The organism is Arthrobacter sp. MSA 4-2 (assembly GCF_016405885.1).
In the GTDB taxonomy this organism is placed as follows: domain Bacteria; phylum Actinomycetota; class Actinomycetes; order Actinomycetales; family Micrococcaceae; genus Arthrobacter_D.
The window spans coordinates 243,160-259,161 of the sequence record NZ_JAEKGC010000001.1; the positions used below are offsets into that span (position 1 = coordinate 243,160).

The 16,002-nt window shown below is 68.3% G+C and carries 13 protein-coding genes; 4 read left to right on the plus strand and 9 right to left on the minus strand.

Going from position 1 to position 16,002, the window contains the following annotated elements:
* Nucleotides 1-41 precede the first annotated feature (41 nt).
* Nucleotides 42-629, plus strand: coding sequence for a DUF6318 family protein (locus tag I6N91_RS01035; RefSeq protein WP_198810060.1), 588 nt, complete (start codon nt 42-44; stop codon nt 627-629).
* 46 nt (nt 630-675) lie between these two features.
* Here the strand turns inward: I6N91_RS01035 and I6N91_RS01040 are convergent, their stop codons facing one another.
* Nucleotides 676-2,028: an MFS transporter gene (locus tag I6N91_RS01040; RefSeq protein WP_198810061.1), complete on the minus strand. Its 1,353-nt coding sequence runs from the start codon at nt 2,026-2,028 to the stop codon at nt 676-678.
* A 217-nt stretch (nt 2,029-2,245) separates the two neighbouring features.
* Here I6N91_RS01040 and purH point away from each other — a divergent pair, with 217 nt between their 5' ends.
* Together purH and I6N91_RS01050 are read left to right on the plus strand one after the other, a co-directional pair.
* Nucleotides 2,246-3,871, plus strand: a complete 1,626-nt coding sequence (gene purH, locus I6N91_RS01045; protein WP_198810062.1) for a bifunctional phosphoribosylaminoimidazolecarboxamide formyltransferase/IMP cyclohydrolase — start codon at nt 2,246-2,248, stop codon at nt 3,869-3,871.
* Nucleotides 3,872-3,951: 80 nt separating this feature from the next.
* Nucleotides 3,952-6,174, plus strand: coding sequence for an NADP-dependent isocitrate dehydrogenase (locus tag I6N91_RS01050; RefSeq protein WP_198810063.1), 2,223 nt, complete (start codon nt 3,952-3,954; stop codon nt 6,172-6,174).
* 93 nt (nt 6,175-6,267) lie between these two features.
* Here I6N91_RS01050 and I6N91_RS01055 read toward each other — a convergent pair whose 3' ends face one another.
* The 8 genes from I6N91_RS01055 to I6N91_RS01090 form a co-directional block, all read right to left on the minus strand.
* Nucleotides 6,268-7,350, minus strand: coding sequence for a Gfo/Idh/MocA family protein (locus I6N91_RS01055; RefSeq protein ID WP_198810064.1), 1,083 nt, complete (start codon nt 7,348-7,350; stop codon nt 6,268-6,270).
* 189 nt (nt 7,351-7,539) lie between these two features.
* On the minus strand, nt 7,540-8,646 hold the full coding sequence (locus I6N91_RS01060; protein ID WP_198810065.1) for a sugar-binding protein: 1,107 nt from the start codon (nt 8,644-8,646) through the stop codon (nt 7,540-7,542).
* 74 nt (nt 8,647-8,720) lie between these two features.
* Nucleotides 8,721-10,013, minus strand: a complete 1,293-nt coding sequence (gene mmsB, locus I6N91_RS01065; RefSeq protein WP_198810066.1) for a multiple monosaccharide ABC transporter permease — start codon at nt 10,011-10,013, stop codon at nt 8,721-8,723.
* Nucleotides 10,014-10,036: 23 nt separating this feature from the next.
* Nucleotides 10,037-11,575: a multiple monosaccharide ABC transporter ATP-binding protein gene (gene mmsA, locus I6N91_RS01070; RefSeq protein WP_198810067.1), complete on the minus strand. Its 1,539-nt coding sequence runs from the start codon at nt 11,573-11,575 to the stop codon at nt 10,037-10,039.
* Between the two features lie 128 nt (nt 11,576-11,703).
* Nucleotides 11,704-12,927, minus strand: a complete 1,224-nt coding sequence (locus I6N91_RS01075; RefSeq protein WP_198810068.1) for an ROK family transcriptional regulator — start codon at nt 12,925-12,927, stop codon at nt 11,704-11,706.
* Nucleotides 12,928-12,959: 32 nt separating this feature from the next.
* A complete protein-coding gene (locus I6N91_RS01080; protein ID WP_198810069.1) occupies nt 12,960-13,481 on the minus strand; it encodes a gamma carbonic anhydrase family protein in 522 nt (173 codons plus the stop codon).
* A gap of 48 nt (nt 13,482-13,529) precedes the next feature.
* Nucleotides 13,530-14,387, minus strand: coding sequence for a formyltetrahydrofolate deformylase (purU, locus tag I6N91_RS01085; protein ID WP_198810070.1), 858 nt, complete (start codon nt 14,385-14,387; stop codon nt 13,530-13,532).
* Nucleotides 14,388-14,412: 25 nt separating this feature from the next.
* A complete protein-coding gene (locus I6N91_RS01090; protein WP_307843186.1) occupies nt 14,413-15,492 on the minus strand; it encodes an NAD(P)-binding domain-containing protein in 1,080 nt (359 codons plus the stop codon).
* Nucleotides 15,493-15,629: 137 nt separating this feature from the next.
* Here I6N91_RS01090 and I6N91_RS01095 point away from each other — a divergent pair, with 137 nt between their 5' ends.
* Nucleotides 15,630-15,833, plus strand: a complete 204-nt coding sequence (locus I6N91_RS01095; RefSeq protein WP_198810072.1) for a hypothetical protein — start codon at nt 15,630-15,632, stop codon at nt 15,831-15,833.
* Nucleotides 15,834-16,002 lie beyond the last annotated feature (169 nt).

Here is a 16,002-nt window from a genome sequence, read left to right on the forward strand (position 1 = left end):
CCGGGCGCCCGGCGTCCCGCACTTCCACCTTGGGACACTCCATGAGCCTTTTTCGCACCGCGGTCCTCACCGCCGCCCTTCTTACCGTCACCGTCACCGCCTGCGGCACCCCGGCGCAGCCGGCCGCCCCGGAATCCGCGGCACCGTCGCCGGCCAGTTCGAGCGCGCCGGCATCGAACATCCGCCAGCCGGAGTCCAATGACCTCGTCACCGAGAACTCGCACGAGGGGGCGCGGGCGTTCCTGTTCCACTACTTCGACCTCACTGCCTACGCCCTGCAGACCGGGGACACGGACGTGCTCCTCGCCCACCTCGACGGCGCGGCCGCCGAGGCCGAGCGGGTTGGCCGCATCGCGAAGGTGTACGAGGACGGCGGGTGGATCCTCGGCGGGCAGCCCAAGGTCAAGAACGTCCTCATCACCTCGCCCGAAGGCGCCGGCGGCGCGGTGAGCGCGCTGCTCCCCGTCAATCCCGGGGAGTACACGGCCTTCGGCGCGGAGGGTCAGGTCCTTGAGCACCGGCCGTTCAGCCCGGAGGGGACCATCTACACCGCGTCCGCGACGTACGCCGACGGGGCATGGAAGCTCACCTCGCTGGAGGAAACCCCCGGGGCCGAACTGCCGGAGTAGGACTGTCCCCAAGGGGAACTGCCCTCTCCGGCGTGCATGCCGTGCCCTACGGCAGTTCCGCGCCCCGCGTCTCGGGGGCATTCCGGGCCATCCACAGCACGGCGGCGAGCACCAGGGCGCCGGTGAGCGCGAAGGTCAGGGGTAGTCCAAGGTAGGGCCAGAGCAGGGACCCGAAGATGAGCGGCACCAGCCCGGCCCCGACCCGGGAGACCGTCGAGGCCCAGCCGAAGCCCGACCCGCGCAGGTGCGTAGGGTAGAGCTCCGAGACGTAGGTGTAGAGCACCGGGATGGCGACCTGGATCAGGAAGCCGAAGGCCAGGAGCCACAGGGTCGCGACCAGGGGCAGTTCGACGGTGAGGGCGAACACGACCAGGACGGCGGCCGAAAGCGGCCCGGTGACCCCGAGGATCCACTTGCGGCCCACCCGCTCCACGAGCAGTGCCGCCGCGATTACGCCGAACAGCCCGATGCCGGTCATGCCGGCCGTCGTGATGAACGCGACCGACTGCTTGTACCCGGCCTCGATGAGGATCTTCGGCATCCAGGTGAGCGCCCCGTAGTACACCAGCAGGATGGTCAGGAAGAGCGACCAGGCCGTAAGGGTCAGCCGCCAGTTGTAGCGCCAGATGCCGGAGAACTGACTGGTGAGCCCGCCCAGGGTCAGCTTCTCCGCCGTGCCGGGCTCGGGCAGCCGCCATGCGACCGGCTCACCGCCGGTGCGCTCGACGAGGGAGTCGATGACCTTCCGGGCCTCCTCCTGCCGGCCCTTCTGCACCAGGTACAGCGGGGATTCAGGGACCGAGCGGCGCACCCAGAACACCAGCAGCGCAGGCAGGACCATCACCAGCATGGCGTACCGCCAGTTCCCGAAGGTCGCCACGAGCAGCGTGGTGACGACGCCGCAGAGGAAGGCTCCGATCGGCCACCAGGCGTCCATGGCGGTGAGCACCCGGCCCCGGTGCCTGCGGGGGGTGAACTCACCGACCAGGGCGTAGTCCACCGGGATGCAGCCGCCCAGGCCGAACCCCGCGGCGAAGCGGAAGATGGAGAACCACACGATGTCGGGGGAGAAGGCGCCGAGGACGGTGAAGACGGAGAAGATCAGCAGGGTCGCGGTGAACGCCGTCCGGCGGCCGATGAGGTCGGCGATGGAGCCCCAGGCGAATGCCCCGAGGGCCATGCCAATCAGGTTCGAGGTGCCCACCCAGGCCGCCTGGCCGGGGGTCAGGCCCCAGTCGGCGGAGAGCAGGGGGATGAGGTAGCCGTTGAGGGTGACATCCCAGGCATCGAACATGAAGCCGAGGCCACCGATCAGGAAGATCCTTCCCTGCACGCGCCAGCGCCACGGAAGGTCCTGGACCACCTGGTCGCCGGTGGGTAATGAAATTGAGGTGCTCACGGTGCCTTCCTGGACGGGCGGGGTGATTGCGAAACTTTACAGCCGCGCGAAGGGGCACTGAAAATGTGTCCCTGGTGATCTGCAACGCAGAAATGCCGAGTTAAAGTCCTGATGACTCTAATCTGTGCAGGTCCGATTCTACGCCGGTCCGGGGCCCTCGCCGGAGCGCCTATAGAATTGGTGCGACCCCCCGCACAGCCACAGTACGGAGATCTGCGTGAGCCCCACCCATCTTGACCGTGTTCCCATCCGCCGGGCCCTGATCTCGGTGTACGACAAGACCGGTCTGGAGGATCTGGCCCGCGGCCTCTCCGCGGCGGGGGTAGCCCTCGTCTCCACCGGCTCCACGGCGTCCCGCATCGCCGCGGCCGGAGTGCCTGTGACCGAGGTGTCCGAGGTCACCGGCTTCCCCGAGTGCCTCGACGGCCGGGTCAAAACCCTCCACCCCAAGATCCACGCCGGCATCCTCGCCGACCGCCGCCGCGACGAGCACGTCGCCCAGCTGGCCGAGCTTGACGTCGAGGCCTTCGACCTCGTCGTCGTGAACCTCTACCCCTTTGTCGAGACGGTCCGCTCCGGCGCCGCCCCCGACGACGTCGTCGAGCAGATCGACATCGGCGGCCCCGCCATGGTGCGCTCCGCCGCGAAGAACCACCCCTCGGTCGCCGTCGTCGTCGACCCGGCCCGGTACGCCGACGTCGTCGCCGCCGCGGAGCAGGGCGGATTCGACCTCGGCGCCCGCCGCCGCCTCGCGGCGCTGGCCTTCGCTCACACCGCCGCCTATGACACCGCGGTGGCGACCTGGACCGCAGCCCAGTTCGGCGATGACACCGAGGGGGACACTTCCGGGAACATCGTGTGGCCTGCCTACGCCGGGCAGGCCCTGGAACGCTCCGAGGTGCTGCGCTACGGCGAGAACCCGCACCAGCCGGCGGCCCTCTACGCCGACAAGGCCGCGGCCCCCGGCATCGCCCAGGCCACCCAGCTGCACGGCAAGGCCATGAGCTACAACAACTTCGTCGACGCCGACGCCGCCCTGCGCGCCGCCTTCGACTTCGATGAGCCCGCAGTGGCGATCATCAAGCATGCCAACCCGTGCGGTGTCGCCGTCGGTGCCGCCGGCGCGGAGGACCCGATCGCCGACGCCCACGCCAAGGCGCACGCCTGCGACCCGGTGTCGGCCTTCGGCGGCGTGATCGCCGCCAACCGGGAGGTCAGCGCCCGCATGGCCGAGGCCGTGAAGGACATCTTCACCGAGGTCGTGATCGCCCCGGGATTCGCCCCCGAGGCCGTGGAGATCCTCTCTCAGAAGAAGAACATCCGCCTCCTCGTCCTGCCCGAGGGCTACCGGCGGGAGCCGGTGGAGCTGCGCCAGGTCTCCGGCGGCGTGCTCGTCCAGCGGGCCGACGCGCTGCAGGCCGACGGCGACGACCCCGCCAACTGGACCCTCGCCGCCGGTGAGCCCGTCGACGAGGCAACCCTCGCCGACCTCGCCTTCGCCTGGCGCGCCTGCCGGGCCGCGAAGTCCAACGCCATCCTGCTGGCCGCGGACGGTGCCTCGGTGGGAGTGGGCATGGGCCAGGTCAACCGCCTCGACTCCTGCCGGCTGGCCGTGGAGCGGGCCAACACGCTCGCCGGCGACGGCGTCGAGCGCGCCCGCGGGTCGGTCGCCGCCTCCGATGCCTTCTTCCCCTTCGCCGACGGCCTGCAGATCCTGCTGGACGCCGGGGTGCGCGCCGTCGTCCAGCCCGGGGGATCGGTGCGTGACTCCGAAGTGATCGACGCCGCAAACGCAGCGGGCGTTCCCCTGTACTTTACCGGCGCACGGCACTTCTTCCACTAGCTCCGGCCAGCCCCTCGGGTAGGTTGGAACCGAGGGATACCCAGAATCCACAGCATCCGAAGACTCCCAGGGAGACGCCAATGGCCAAGATCATTTACACTCACACCGATGAAGCGCCCATGCTGGCAACCTACTCATTCCTGCCGGTCATCGAGGCGTTCGCGTCGACGGCCGGAGTGGACATCGAAACCCGCGACATTTCGCTCTCGGGCCGCATCCTCTCCCTCTTCGGCGACCGCCTCACCGAAGACCAGCAGGTGCCCGACGCGCTGGCCGAACTCGGAGCCCTCGCGAAGACCCCCGAGGCGAACATCATCAAGCTCCCCAATATCAGCGCCTCGATCCCGCAGCTGAAGGCCGCAATCGCCGAGCTGCAGGGCCAGGGCTACGCGCTGCCCGATTATCCGGACGCCCCCGCCACCGACGAGGAGAAGGAAGCCCGCGCCCGCTACGACAAGGTCAAGGGCAGCGCCGTCAACCCCGTCCTGCGCGAAGGCAACTCCGACCGGCGGGCCCCCGCCTCGGTGAAGAACTTCGCCCGCCAGAACCCCCACAGCATGGGCGCGTGGACGCCGGAGTCGAAGACCCGCGTGGCCTCCATGGGCGCCGACGATTTCCGGTCGAATGAGAAGTCGGTCGTTCTCGACGCCGAGGACACCCTCCGTATCCAGTTCGTCGATGCCGACGGCGCCACCACCGTCCTGAAGGAGTCCGTCCCCGTCCTCGCCGGTGAGGTGGTGGACGGCACTGTGATGCGCGTGGCCGCCCTCGACGAGTTCCTGAAGGCACAAGTCGCCCTCGCCAAGCAGGAGGACCTGCTGTTCTCGGTCCACCTGAAGGCCACCATGATGAAGGTCTCGGACCCCATCATCTTCGGGCACGTGGTGAAGGCCTTCCTGCCCGAGCTGTTCGCCACCTACGGCGAGCAGCTGGCCGCCGCCGGCCTCAGCCCGAGCAACGGCCTCGCCTCGATCCTGGGTGGGCTCGACGCGCTGCCCGCCGACGTGCGCGACGGCGTGAAGGCCGCCATCGAGAAGGGCATGGCCGAGGGCCCGAAGCTGGCCATGGTCGACTCCGACCGGGGCATCACCAACCTCCACGTGCCCAGCGACGTGATCGTCGACGCCTCCATGCCGGCGATGATCCGCAGCTCCGGACACATGTGGGGGCCGGACGGATCGGAAGCCGACACGCTCGCGGTCATCCCCGACAGCAGCTACGCCGGCATCTACACGGCGGTCCTCGATGACTGCCGGGCCAACGGCGCCTTCGACCCCACCACCATGGGCACCGTCCCGAACGTCGGACTGATGGCACAGGCCGCCGAGGAATACGGCAGCCACGACAAGACCTTCGAGATCGCCGCGGCCGGCACCGTACAGGTCCTCGACCGCGCGGGAACCGTCCTCATCGAGCACGAGGTCCAGCCGGGCGACATCTGGCGGGCCTGCCAGACCAAGGATGCGCCCATCCGCGATTGGGTCAAGCTCGCCGTGACGCGCGCCCGTGCGTCGGGAATGCCCGCTGTGTTCTGGCTCGACGAGAGCCGCGCCCACGACGCCAACCTCATCGCCAAGGTCCGGGAGTACCTCGGGGAGCACGACACCGAGGGCCTGCAGATCGAGATCATGACCCCGGAAAAGGCCACCGCCTTCACCCTGGAGCGGATCCGCAAGGGAGAGGACACCATCTCGGTGTCCGGCAACGTCCTGCGCGACTACCTCACCGACCTGTTCCCGATCCTCGAGCTGGGGACCAGCGCCAAGATGCTCTCGGTGGTTCCCCTCATGAACGGCGGCGGACTCTTCGAGACCGGCGCCGGCGGGTCGGCGCCGAAGCACGTCCAGCAGTTCCTGAAGGAGAACCACCTCCGCTGGGACAGCCTCGGTGAGTTCCTCGCACTGGCCGTGAGTTTCGAGCACCTCGCGGTGTCGACCGGAAATGCGCGCGCGCAGATCCTCGCCGACACCCTTGACCGGGCCACCGGCACGTTCCTGCTTGAGAACAAGTCGCCGAGCCGCCGGGTCGGCGAGATCGACAACCGCGGCAGCCACTTCTACCTGGCGCGGTACTGGGCGCAGGAACTCGCCCAGCAGACCGAGGACACCGAACTGGCGCAGGCCTTCTCCGTGGTCGCCGAGGCGCTGGCGTCCAATGAGGAGACGATCGTCGCCGAACTCCTCGCCGTGCAGGGCTCGCCCGTCGACATCGCCGGCTACTACCACCCCGACGTCACCAAGGTGGCCTCCGCGATGCGTCCGTCGCAGAAGCTCCAGGAAGTCCTGGCGATCCTCGCCGCCTGACGGGCCACCCGGCTCCAACGACCGGCAACCGTCCACCCGAAAAGGCCGCTCCCGCATCCGCGGGGGCGGCCTTCTCGGGTTGAAAGGACGGCCCTACACCGAATCGTTGGCGTAGCGCAGCCCCAGCTGGGCCCGGATCCCGTCAAGCAGGTGCATGGTGGTGAGCGTGTCCGCCAGCGGCATGGTGGGGCTCTCGATCAGCCCGGCCTGGATGCAGCGGGTGGTCTCCCGCAGCTCGTAGGTGTACCCGGCGCCCACGGAGTCGAAGGTTTCGGTCCGCAGCTCGCCGCCCTGCGGCTGGACCGTGAGCTCGCGCGGGTTGTGGAGCGGCCCGCCGCCGGTGCGCAGCCAGCCGCCGCTGCCGGCAACGGTTGCGGAGGCCGGGCCAAGGGCGCCGAGGGAGGAGGTCAGCTGGGCCTGGGCGCCCCCTTCATAGCTGAGCGTCACGGCGTTCTGGACGTCCACCCCGTCCCCGTTCAGTTCCCCGGAGGCGGAGACCGACGCGGGGAAGCCGAGGGCGCCGACGGCCCACGTGAGGGGGTACACGGTGAGGTCGAGCAGCGCTCCGCCGCCGGCGGCGGGGTCCCAGATCCGGCTGGACGGGTTGTAGCCTGCGGGGAAGCCGAGGTCGGCCTGCACCCAACGGATCTCGCCCAGTTCGCCGGAGGCGATGATGTCCAGGGCGCGGTTGACGCTGGGCAGGAAGCGCGTCCACACGGCCTCCATCAGGAATCGGCCGCGGGCGGCGGCGAGGTCGATCAGGACCGCGGCCTCGGCCGCGTTGACGGTGAAGGGCTTTTCGCACAGGACGTGCTTGCCGCTGGCCAGGGCAGCGCGGGCCACCTCGAAGTGCTGTGCGTGCGGGGTGGTGACGTAGACGACGTCGACGTCCGGGTCGTCGAAGAGCTGCTGGTACCCGGGCACCCCGCCGGCATCCCCGTAGCTGGCGGCGAAGCCGAACCGCCCGGCGAACTCACGGGCCCGGTCGGCGCTGCGGGAGCTCACGGCGTGCAGGACGGCGTCCTCAAGCAGGGCGATGTCCGCGGTGACCTTCGAGGCGATGCCGCCGGTGGCCACGACCCCCCACCGCAGGGGGCGGCCGGTGGCCGCCAGGGGGCTGGGCGCCCCGGGCCCGGCGCAGGGAGGCTGAACAACGAATCGCTGGTGAGGTGTCATGACCTCATCCTTTCGGCGAAAGCCCCCGCGGTCCAGCGCCGACGCCGTGTCCGGGTCCGCGCCACGGCTGCTTCCGGTGGCTGGCCCGGTGCCCGGTCCGGTATCCGGCGGGACAAGAAGAAATCCCGGTACCGCCGAGGCGGTACCGGGATTCCCCGCTCAGCCCGTCGCAGGGCCGGATCTAAAAGGTTACTTGACGATCTCGGAGAGCGTGGGATCGTCGGCGTAGGCCTCTGCTGCGTTTTCCTTGGTGACGATCTGCGGCTCGAGCAGGTAGGCCGGAACGACCTTCACGCCGTTGTCGTAGGACTCTTCGTCGTTGACTTCCAGCTCCTCGCCGGCAGCAAGGCCTTCGACCATGGTGATGGAGTGCTCCACCAGGTCGCGGGTGTCCTTGTTGATGGTCGAGTACTGCTCGCCCGCGATGATCGACTTGACCGACTCAACCTCGGAGTCCTGGCCGGTGACGATGGGGATGTCCTTGCCAGCGGCCTTCACCGAGGTGAGGATGGCGCGGGCCAGGGTGTCGTTGGGGGACAGGACGCCGTGGAGTTCCTCGGAGTCGTAGTTTCCGGAGAGCAGGGTGTCCATGCGGCGCTGGGCGTTCTCCGCCTTCCAGCCCTGAGTGACTGCCTGGTTGAACTCGGTCTGGCCGGAGACGACGTTCAGCGTGCCGTCGTCGATCTTTGGCTTGAGGACGCTCATCGCACCGTCGAAGAAGACCTGGGCGTTGGCATCGTCGGGGGATCCAGCGAACAGCTCGACGTTGTAGGGTCCTTCGCCCTTCTCTGCCATTCCGTCGAGCAGGGCCTGGCCCTGCAGCTCGCCGACCTGGAAGTTGTCGTAGGCCACGTAGTAGTCGACGTTCTCCGTGTTCGTGAGGAGGCGGTCGTACGCGATGACGGTGATGCCGGCCTCGGCGGCCTGTGACAGCTGGCTACCCAGCTGGGCGCCGTCGATGGCACCGACAATCAGGACCTCGACGCCGTTGGTGATCATGGAGTTGATCTGGTTCTGCTGCTCCGAAACACCGCCGTTGGCGAACTGCACGTCGGGCTCGTAACCGGCCTCGGTCAGGCCGTCGTTGAACAGCTTTTCGGCCAGGACCCAGTTCTCCGAGGTCTTCTGGGGAAGGGCGACGCCGATCGCGGTGCCTTCCTCGAAGCCTCCGGCGGCCGCTTCGCCGCCACCGCCGCCGCCCTCGTTGCCGGTGCCCGCATCTTCACGGCCGCAGGAGGTCAGCGCGAGCGCCGAGATTGCAGCGACTGCCGCAAAGGATTTTGCGAAATTACGCATTCCATTCTCTTTCTTTAGCTTGCTTTTTTCGGACGGTTGAAACTTGTCGGGCGCCACCGTGAAGGTGCCGGCCGTCAGGATTTGGAGATGACTTCCTTGGTGGAAATCGACTGCTCGCTGTCGGGGCTCCGGACCTCGCTCGGCAGGTCCGGCTTGGACTTGTTGCCGAAGTTGCGGGTCAGGAGGCCGGTGATTGAGGGCTTGCCCTGGGTCTTGTTGTAGACGTCGAAGGCGACGGCGACGAGCAGCACGAGACCCTTGATGATCTGGGTCATGTCCGCGCCGATACCCAGCAGCTGCAGGCCGTTGTTCAGCACGGCCATCACCAGGCCGCCGATGATCGAGCCGATGACCGTACCCACGCCGCCGGTCACCGCGGCGCCGCCGATGAAGACCGCAGCGATAGCGTCAAGCTCCCAGCCGACGCCGTCGAACGGGCCGGAGGCGGTGGAGCGGCCCACGAAGATCATGCCGGCCAGGGCCGCCAGGATGGACATGTTCATCATGACCATGAAGTTGACCTTCTTGCTCTGGACTCCGGAGAGCTCAGCGGCGTGCCGGTTGCCGCCGACGGCGTACACGTGGCGGCCGGCGATGGTCTTGTTCGAGATGAAGCCGAAGATCACGACCAGGGCGCCGAGGATCAGGCCCGGGATCGGGAAGGAGGTGCCGGGACGGCCGGTGGCGAACAGGTAGGTCGCGTACAGGATGGCTGCGGAGATCAGCCCCACCTTGACGAGGGAGACCCACATCTCGGGGACCTCGGCGCCGACCCGGGCCAGGCGCTTGCGGCTGCGGAGTTCGCTGTAGATGACGAAGGCGACAAGGAGCAGGCCCAGCAGGACCGTGAGGTTGTTGTACCCGGTGACCGGGCCGACCTCGGGGAGGTAGCCGGAGCCGATGTACTGGAAGCCCTCGGGAACCGGGACCGTGTTGGACTTGCCGACGAACTGGTTGGCGCCGCGGAAGAGCAGCATGCCGGCGAGGGTCACGATGAACGCCGGTATCCCGACATAGGCGACCCAGAAGCCCTGCCAGGCCCCGATCAGGGCGCCCAGAAGCAGGCCGACGAGGATCCCGCCGAACCACGGCAGGCCCCAGTCACGCATGGCGATCGCCACGACGATGCCGGCGAAGGCCGCCACGGAACCGACGGAGAGGTCGATGTGCCCGGCGATGATGACCAGCACCATCCCGATCGCGAGGATCAGGATGTAGGAGTTGCCGTTGAAGAGGTTCATCATGTTGCCGGAGGTCAGCGTCTTGCCTCCGGTCTGCCACTGGAAGAAGATGACCAGCGCGATCAACGCGAAGATCATCCCGAACTGGCGGGTGTCTCCGCCGAAGATTTTCTTGAGGGAATTCATGGTTGGCGTCCTAGGGGCTTCGGTCAGGCAGCTTTTTTGCTGGCGGTCATCAATTTCATGAGGGATTCCTGGCTTGCGTCCTCCCGGGCGATCTCACCGGTGATGGCACCCTCAAAGATTGTGTAAATACGGTCGGACAGCCCGAGCAGTTCAGGAAGCTCGGAGGAGATGACGATGACTCCCTTGCCCTGCGAGGCGAGGCGCTGGATAATCCCGTAGATCTCGAACTTGGCACCGACATCGATGCCGCGGGTGGGCTCATCGAGGATCAGCAGCTCGGGGTCGGTGAACATCCACTTCGACAGGACCACCTTCTGCTGGTTCCCGCCCGAGAGCTTCGCGACGCCCTCGTTGACGCTGGGCGTCTTGGTGCGCAGCGACTTGCGGTATTCCTCCGCAATCTTGTACTCCTCGTCCTTATCGACGACGAGGTTGCGGGTAATCTTCTTCAGGTTCGCTGAGACGGTGGTCGACTTGATGTCGTCGAGCAGGTTCAGGCCGAGGGACTTGCGGTCCTCGGTGACGTACGCCAGGCCGGCCTCGATGGCCTGGGGCACGGACTTCAGCGTCACCTCCTTGCCGTTGATGAAGATCTGTCCGGATTTGAAGTTGCCGTAGGAGCGGCCGAAGACGGAGCGCGCTAGTTCGGTGCGTCCGGCGCCCATGAGGCCGGCGAACCCGACGATCTCGCCGCGGCGCACGGAGAAGTTCGAACCCTTGGCGACGAGCCGGTCGGGGACCGAGGGGTGGCCGACGGTCCAGTCGCGCACCTCGAAGAACACCTCGCCCAGCTTCGGGGTGTGCTCCGGGAAGCGGGATTCGAGGGAGCGGCCGACCATGCCGCGGATGATGCGGTCCTCGTCGACGCCGTCCTCCTTCACATGGAGGGTTTCGATCGACTTGCCGTCGCGGATGATCGTGATCGAGTCGGCGATCTGCTCGATCTCGTTGAGCTTGTGGGAGATCATGATGCACGAGATGCCTTTGGAGCGCAGCCCGGACATGAGGTCCAGGAGGTGCTGGGAGTCGGTCTCGTTCAAGGCGGCGGTGGGCTCGTCGAGGATGAGCAGCTTCACCGACTTGCTGAGCGCCTTGGCGATCTCGACGAGCTGCTGCTTGCCGACGCCGATGTCCTTGATCTTGGTGGTGGGGTGTTCGGAGAGTCCCACCCGGGCCATCAGTTCGAGGGTTTCGCGGTTGACCTTGTCCCAGTCGATGACCCCGAAGCGGGTCGGCTCATTGCCTAGGAAGATGTTCTCGGCGATGGAGAGCTCGGGGATGAGGGCCAGTTCCTGGTGGATGATGACAATGCCGGCGGCCTCGCTGGAGCGGATGTCCTTGAACTGGACCTCGGAGCCCTGGAAGATGATCGATCCGGAGTAGTCCCCGTAGGGGTACAGGCCGGACAGGACCTTCATCAGGGTGGACTTGCCGGCGCCGTTCTCGCCGCAGATCGCATGGATCTCGCCGGCACGCACAGTGATCGAAACATCGGAAAGGGCCTTGACGCCAGGGAATTCCTTGGTGATCGATCGCATCTCAAGGATTGTGTGGTTCTCCATTGAAGCCTCCCGGCAATGACGGCGTTGTCTCGGTGCAGGCCTCCGAAGCGACCCAAAAGAATTGAACCCTGCCCCTACGCTTGCCGTCAAGTCTTGAACGCAAGACGCAGTGTTTTGACTCCTAACAGTTACGAAGGGACCAGCGGGATGACCGCGCGTGCCGGCTGCGACAGGACGACGGCGGCGCCCCCGAGCGCCTCGGCCCGGTCCCCGAGCGCGGACATGTGAACGCTCGTCGTCTCGCCGACAATGGGCACTGAGTGGCGCAGGAGGCCGCGGCGGATGGGGTTCAGCAGGATGTCCCCGAGCCCCGTCAGGGGCCCGCCCATCACGACCACTTCGGGGTTGATCAGGTTCGCCACGTGGGCCACGGCCCGCCCGATGGCCAGCCCGGCGTCGTCGATCACGCGCAGGGCCGCGGTGTCACCGCCCAGGGCCAGTTCGACAATGCCCTGGGTGTCCACCGGCTGGCCGGATCCACGGTTGAGCAGTTCGATCATGGTGGAGGTCGAGGCGACGGTTTCGAGGCAGCCGCGGTTGCCGCACCGGCACACCAGCCCGTGCTCGCTGATCGTTGTGTGCCCGAGCTCTCCGGTGATCCCCACATTGCCGTAGAAGAGCGAGCCGTTGAGGATCAGGCCCGCCCCGATGCCGGAGCCGACCTTCATGAACATGAGGTTCTCCACCCGGCTGTGCTGGCCCCAGGTGATCTGGGCCAGGGCGCCGAGGTTGGCGTCGTTCTCGATGTAGACGGGCATACCGAGCCGGGCGCCGAAGGTCTCCCGGATGTTGATCCCGACCCACTCGGGCAGGATCGCGCCCTGCACCACGGTGCCGGTGCGCCGGTCGATCGGGCCGGGAATGCCGATACCGGCGCCGAGCACTGCCGACCGGGAAATGCCGGCCTGGCTCAGCACCGTGTCGAGCAGGTCCGCGGCGACCCGAAGGCCCTCCGCCGCGCTGTGCCCGAGGGGCAGGGCCGCGGCCTGCTCGCGCAGGATGCGGTAGTCGAGTCCCGCGAGCACCACCCGCACGTGGCGGCGGCCGATGTCGATTCCGGCGGCAACCGATCCGTTGTCATTGAGGATGACGGAAAGGGCCCGCCGCCCCGAACTCGTGGTGGGGACGGTGGTGACGATCCCGCTCCCGGCCATCACCTTGACGATGTTCGAGACCGTGGCGGTCGAGAGTCCGGTCTGGCGGGCGAGTTCCGCCTGCGTCTGGGGGCCTCCGTTGACCAGGGCCCGGATGATGCGCTGCTGGTTCTGTTCCCGGAGTGCTGACTGGGATCCCGGCCGCGGAAGCAGTGCGCCGGGGTGGATCCTCGTCGTCGAGGCGGGTTCTGCGCGCATGTATCCAAGGGTGCCTCAGCGCCCGCTTGTAGTCAAGAAGTTAACGCAGCTTGGTGCTGCTGTGCGAGGCTGCGGTAGCTCAACGCGTTCTCCCGGATTCCGGCCACCTCTTCATCGGAGAGTGGCCGGCGGACCTTCCCGGGGACGCCGGCCACGAGCGAGCGGGGCGGGACGACCGTCCCCTCGAGCACGACGGCGCCAGCGGCCACCAGCGACTCCGACCCGATGACCGCCCCGTTGAGCACCGTGGCGTTCATGCCGATCAGGCAATCGTTTTCGATTGTGCAGCCGTGGACCACGGCGCCGTGGCCGACGCTGACCCCGCTGCCGATGGTCGTGGGGAAGCCCGGATCGGCATGGACCACCACATTGTCCTGGAGGTTACTTCCCTCGCCCACCCGGATGGGCGCGGTATCGGCGCGCACGCTGACCCCATAGAAGGCGCTGGCCGACTCGCCGAGCACCACGTCGCCGATGATCGATGCGGTGGGTGCCGTGAATGCCGTGCCGGCGATGCTCGGACTGGTTCCGTTGATGCTGATGAGGTGGGCCATACGGCCAGCATAGGGGAGGGGCAGGGTGCGGGTCCGGGCGGAGGCGGCCTAGTTGAACACGATGGTCCGGTGCCCGTCGAGCAGGACCCGGTGTTCGGCGTGCCACTGCACGGCCTGCACCAAAGCGCGGCCCTCCAGTTCCCGGCCGATCGCCACGAACTGCTCGACGCTGCGGGCGTGGTCGACCCGGATCACTTCCTGTTCGATGATCGGGCCCTCGTCAAGGGCCCCGGTGACGTAGTGCGCCGTGGCGCCGATCAGCTTCACGCCGCGGGCATGCGCCTGGTGGTAGGGGCGCGCCCCCTTGAAGGAGGGCAGGAAGGAGTGGTGGATGTTGATGGCCCGCCCGCGCAGGTCGGCGCAGAGGCGGTCGCTGAGGATCTGCATGTACCGGGCGAGCACCACGAGGTCGATCCGGTGTTCAAAGATGAGCGCGCGCAGCTGCTCCTCGGCGTCTTCCTTCGTCTCCGGGGTCACGGGGATGTGGTGGAACTCCACCCCGTAGAACGCGGCGAGGTCCGCAAGGTCGGGATGGTTCGAGACGATCACCGGAACCTCGATGGGCAGCGTGCCGGAGCGGTGCTGGAACAGCAGGTCGTTGAGGCAGTGGGCGGCCTTCGAGACCAGGATCAGCGTCCGGGTGGGCGTGCCGTCCACGTTGAGCTCCCAGTCCATACCGAAGGAACGGGCGACCGGCTCCAGCTGCCGGCGCAGTTCGGCCTCCCCGGCGTCCGTGGCCAGTGCCACGCGCATGAAGAAGGTTCCCGTGTCCGCGCTCCCGTACTGCTGGGACTCGGTGATGTTCGCACCGGCGGCGACGAGGGCCCCGGACACTCCGTGGACAATGCCCGGCCGGTCGGGGCAGGAGAGCGTGAGGGAATAGGAGCTCGATGCTGGTGCGGTCACCGTCCAAGGCTACCGGGGTCCTGGGCTACCGGGCAGGCACCGGTTCCCGGGAGCCCAGAACCTTCAGCGCCGCCCCGGCCGCGGCGCGGCCCGCGCGGGTGGCCCCCACCGTGGAGGCGGACGCGCCGTAGCCGACCATCAGGAGGCGCTCCTCGCGCATCACCCGGACGCCGTCCATGCGGATGCCCCCGCCGGGTTCGCGCAGGTGCAGCGGGGCCAGGTGGTCGATCGAGGCCCGGAAGCCGGTGGCCCACAGCACGACGTCGACGGGTTCGTAGGTGCCGTCCTCAAGCTCGACGCCGTGTTCGGTGAGCCGCCGCATCGGCCCGCGGGAGATGAGGATTCCCGCCTCGATGCCGGCCGCGTACTGCGCCGTGAGGGAGATGCCCGTGGTGCCCACGACACTCTTCGGGGGAAGCCCGGCGCGGGTGCGGGCGTTGACCGCGGCCTCGATCTCCCGCCCCCACTCCGGGGTGAAGTCCCGGTCGAGCCATTCCACCGGCCGGCGGGTGCTCCAGATCGTGCTCGCCCCGGCGTCGTTGAGCTGGAGCAGGAACTGGGCCGCCGAGGTTCCCCCACCGACCACGAGGACCCGCTTGCCGGTGAAATCGGGAGCGGCCCGGAACCCGTGGGTGTGAAGCTGCTGGCCGCGGAAAAGGTCCCGCCCCGGATAGTAGGGCAGGTAGGGGCTGTCCCAGGTGCCCGTGGCGTTGATGACGGCCCGTGCCCGCCAGGAGATGCCCCCGCGGCCGGTGACCTCAAGGCGCTCTCCGCCGTCGATGCGGTCGACGCGGGCCACGCGCGCCGGGCGCAGCACCGGCAGTCCGAACTCGGCCTCATAGGCGCCGTAGTAGCGGGTCACGACGGCCGAGGACGGCTCCTTCGGGTTGGGGGTATCGAAGGGCAGGCCCGGCAGCGGGTGGAGTCCGTGGGCGGCATCGAAGGTCAGCGACGGCCAGCGGTGGCGCCAGGCGCCTCCGGGGCCCTCGTTCGCGTCGAGCATCACGAAGCCGCTGCCCGGCTCGATCCCGTGCTTGCGCAGATAATAGCCACTGCTCAGGCCGGCCTGGCCGGCACCGATGACGACGATATCCGTCTCGCGCACTTCGTTGTCCACTATCCCGCCCTGTTCCACCGGCGTCGGCACCGGCATCCATCGGCCCGGCGGAGACCGGGCATGTGAACGGTGCAACCGGCCCAAATCCACGTGTATTCCGGTGCCGCCCCCAGAAGTGGCCCGCCATGAGGAGCATCACACTGCCGGGCAGGCCTCCCCGGCGCCGAGTCGGTAACCGCGCCGGTGAGGGCGCCGGTGAGGGCGCCGGTGAGGGCGCCGGTGAGGGCGCCGGTGACGGCGCCGGTGCCGCCGCCGGGAGCGCGGCCGGGAGCGGAAAGGTGCGCCGGGACCCGCCGGCCGGGTGGCACCGTCCGGAGCGCTGCGGCTAGGATAGGTGGCGCCGCGACTGGCGTAGGGTGGGCAACCACCGGGAAGCGGCACGCACTGCGGGGAGCCGGGCGAGGGCCCGAAAGACTCCGCGGGGCACTGTGCCAACCACGGATCGCACGCCTGGGCCGGGGGTTACTTCCGCCGCTGAGCGCCGCCCCGAGTGGGCTG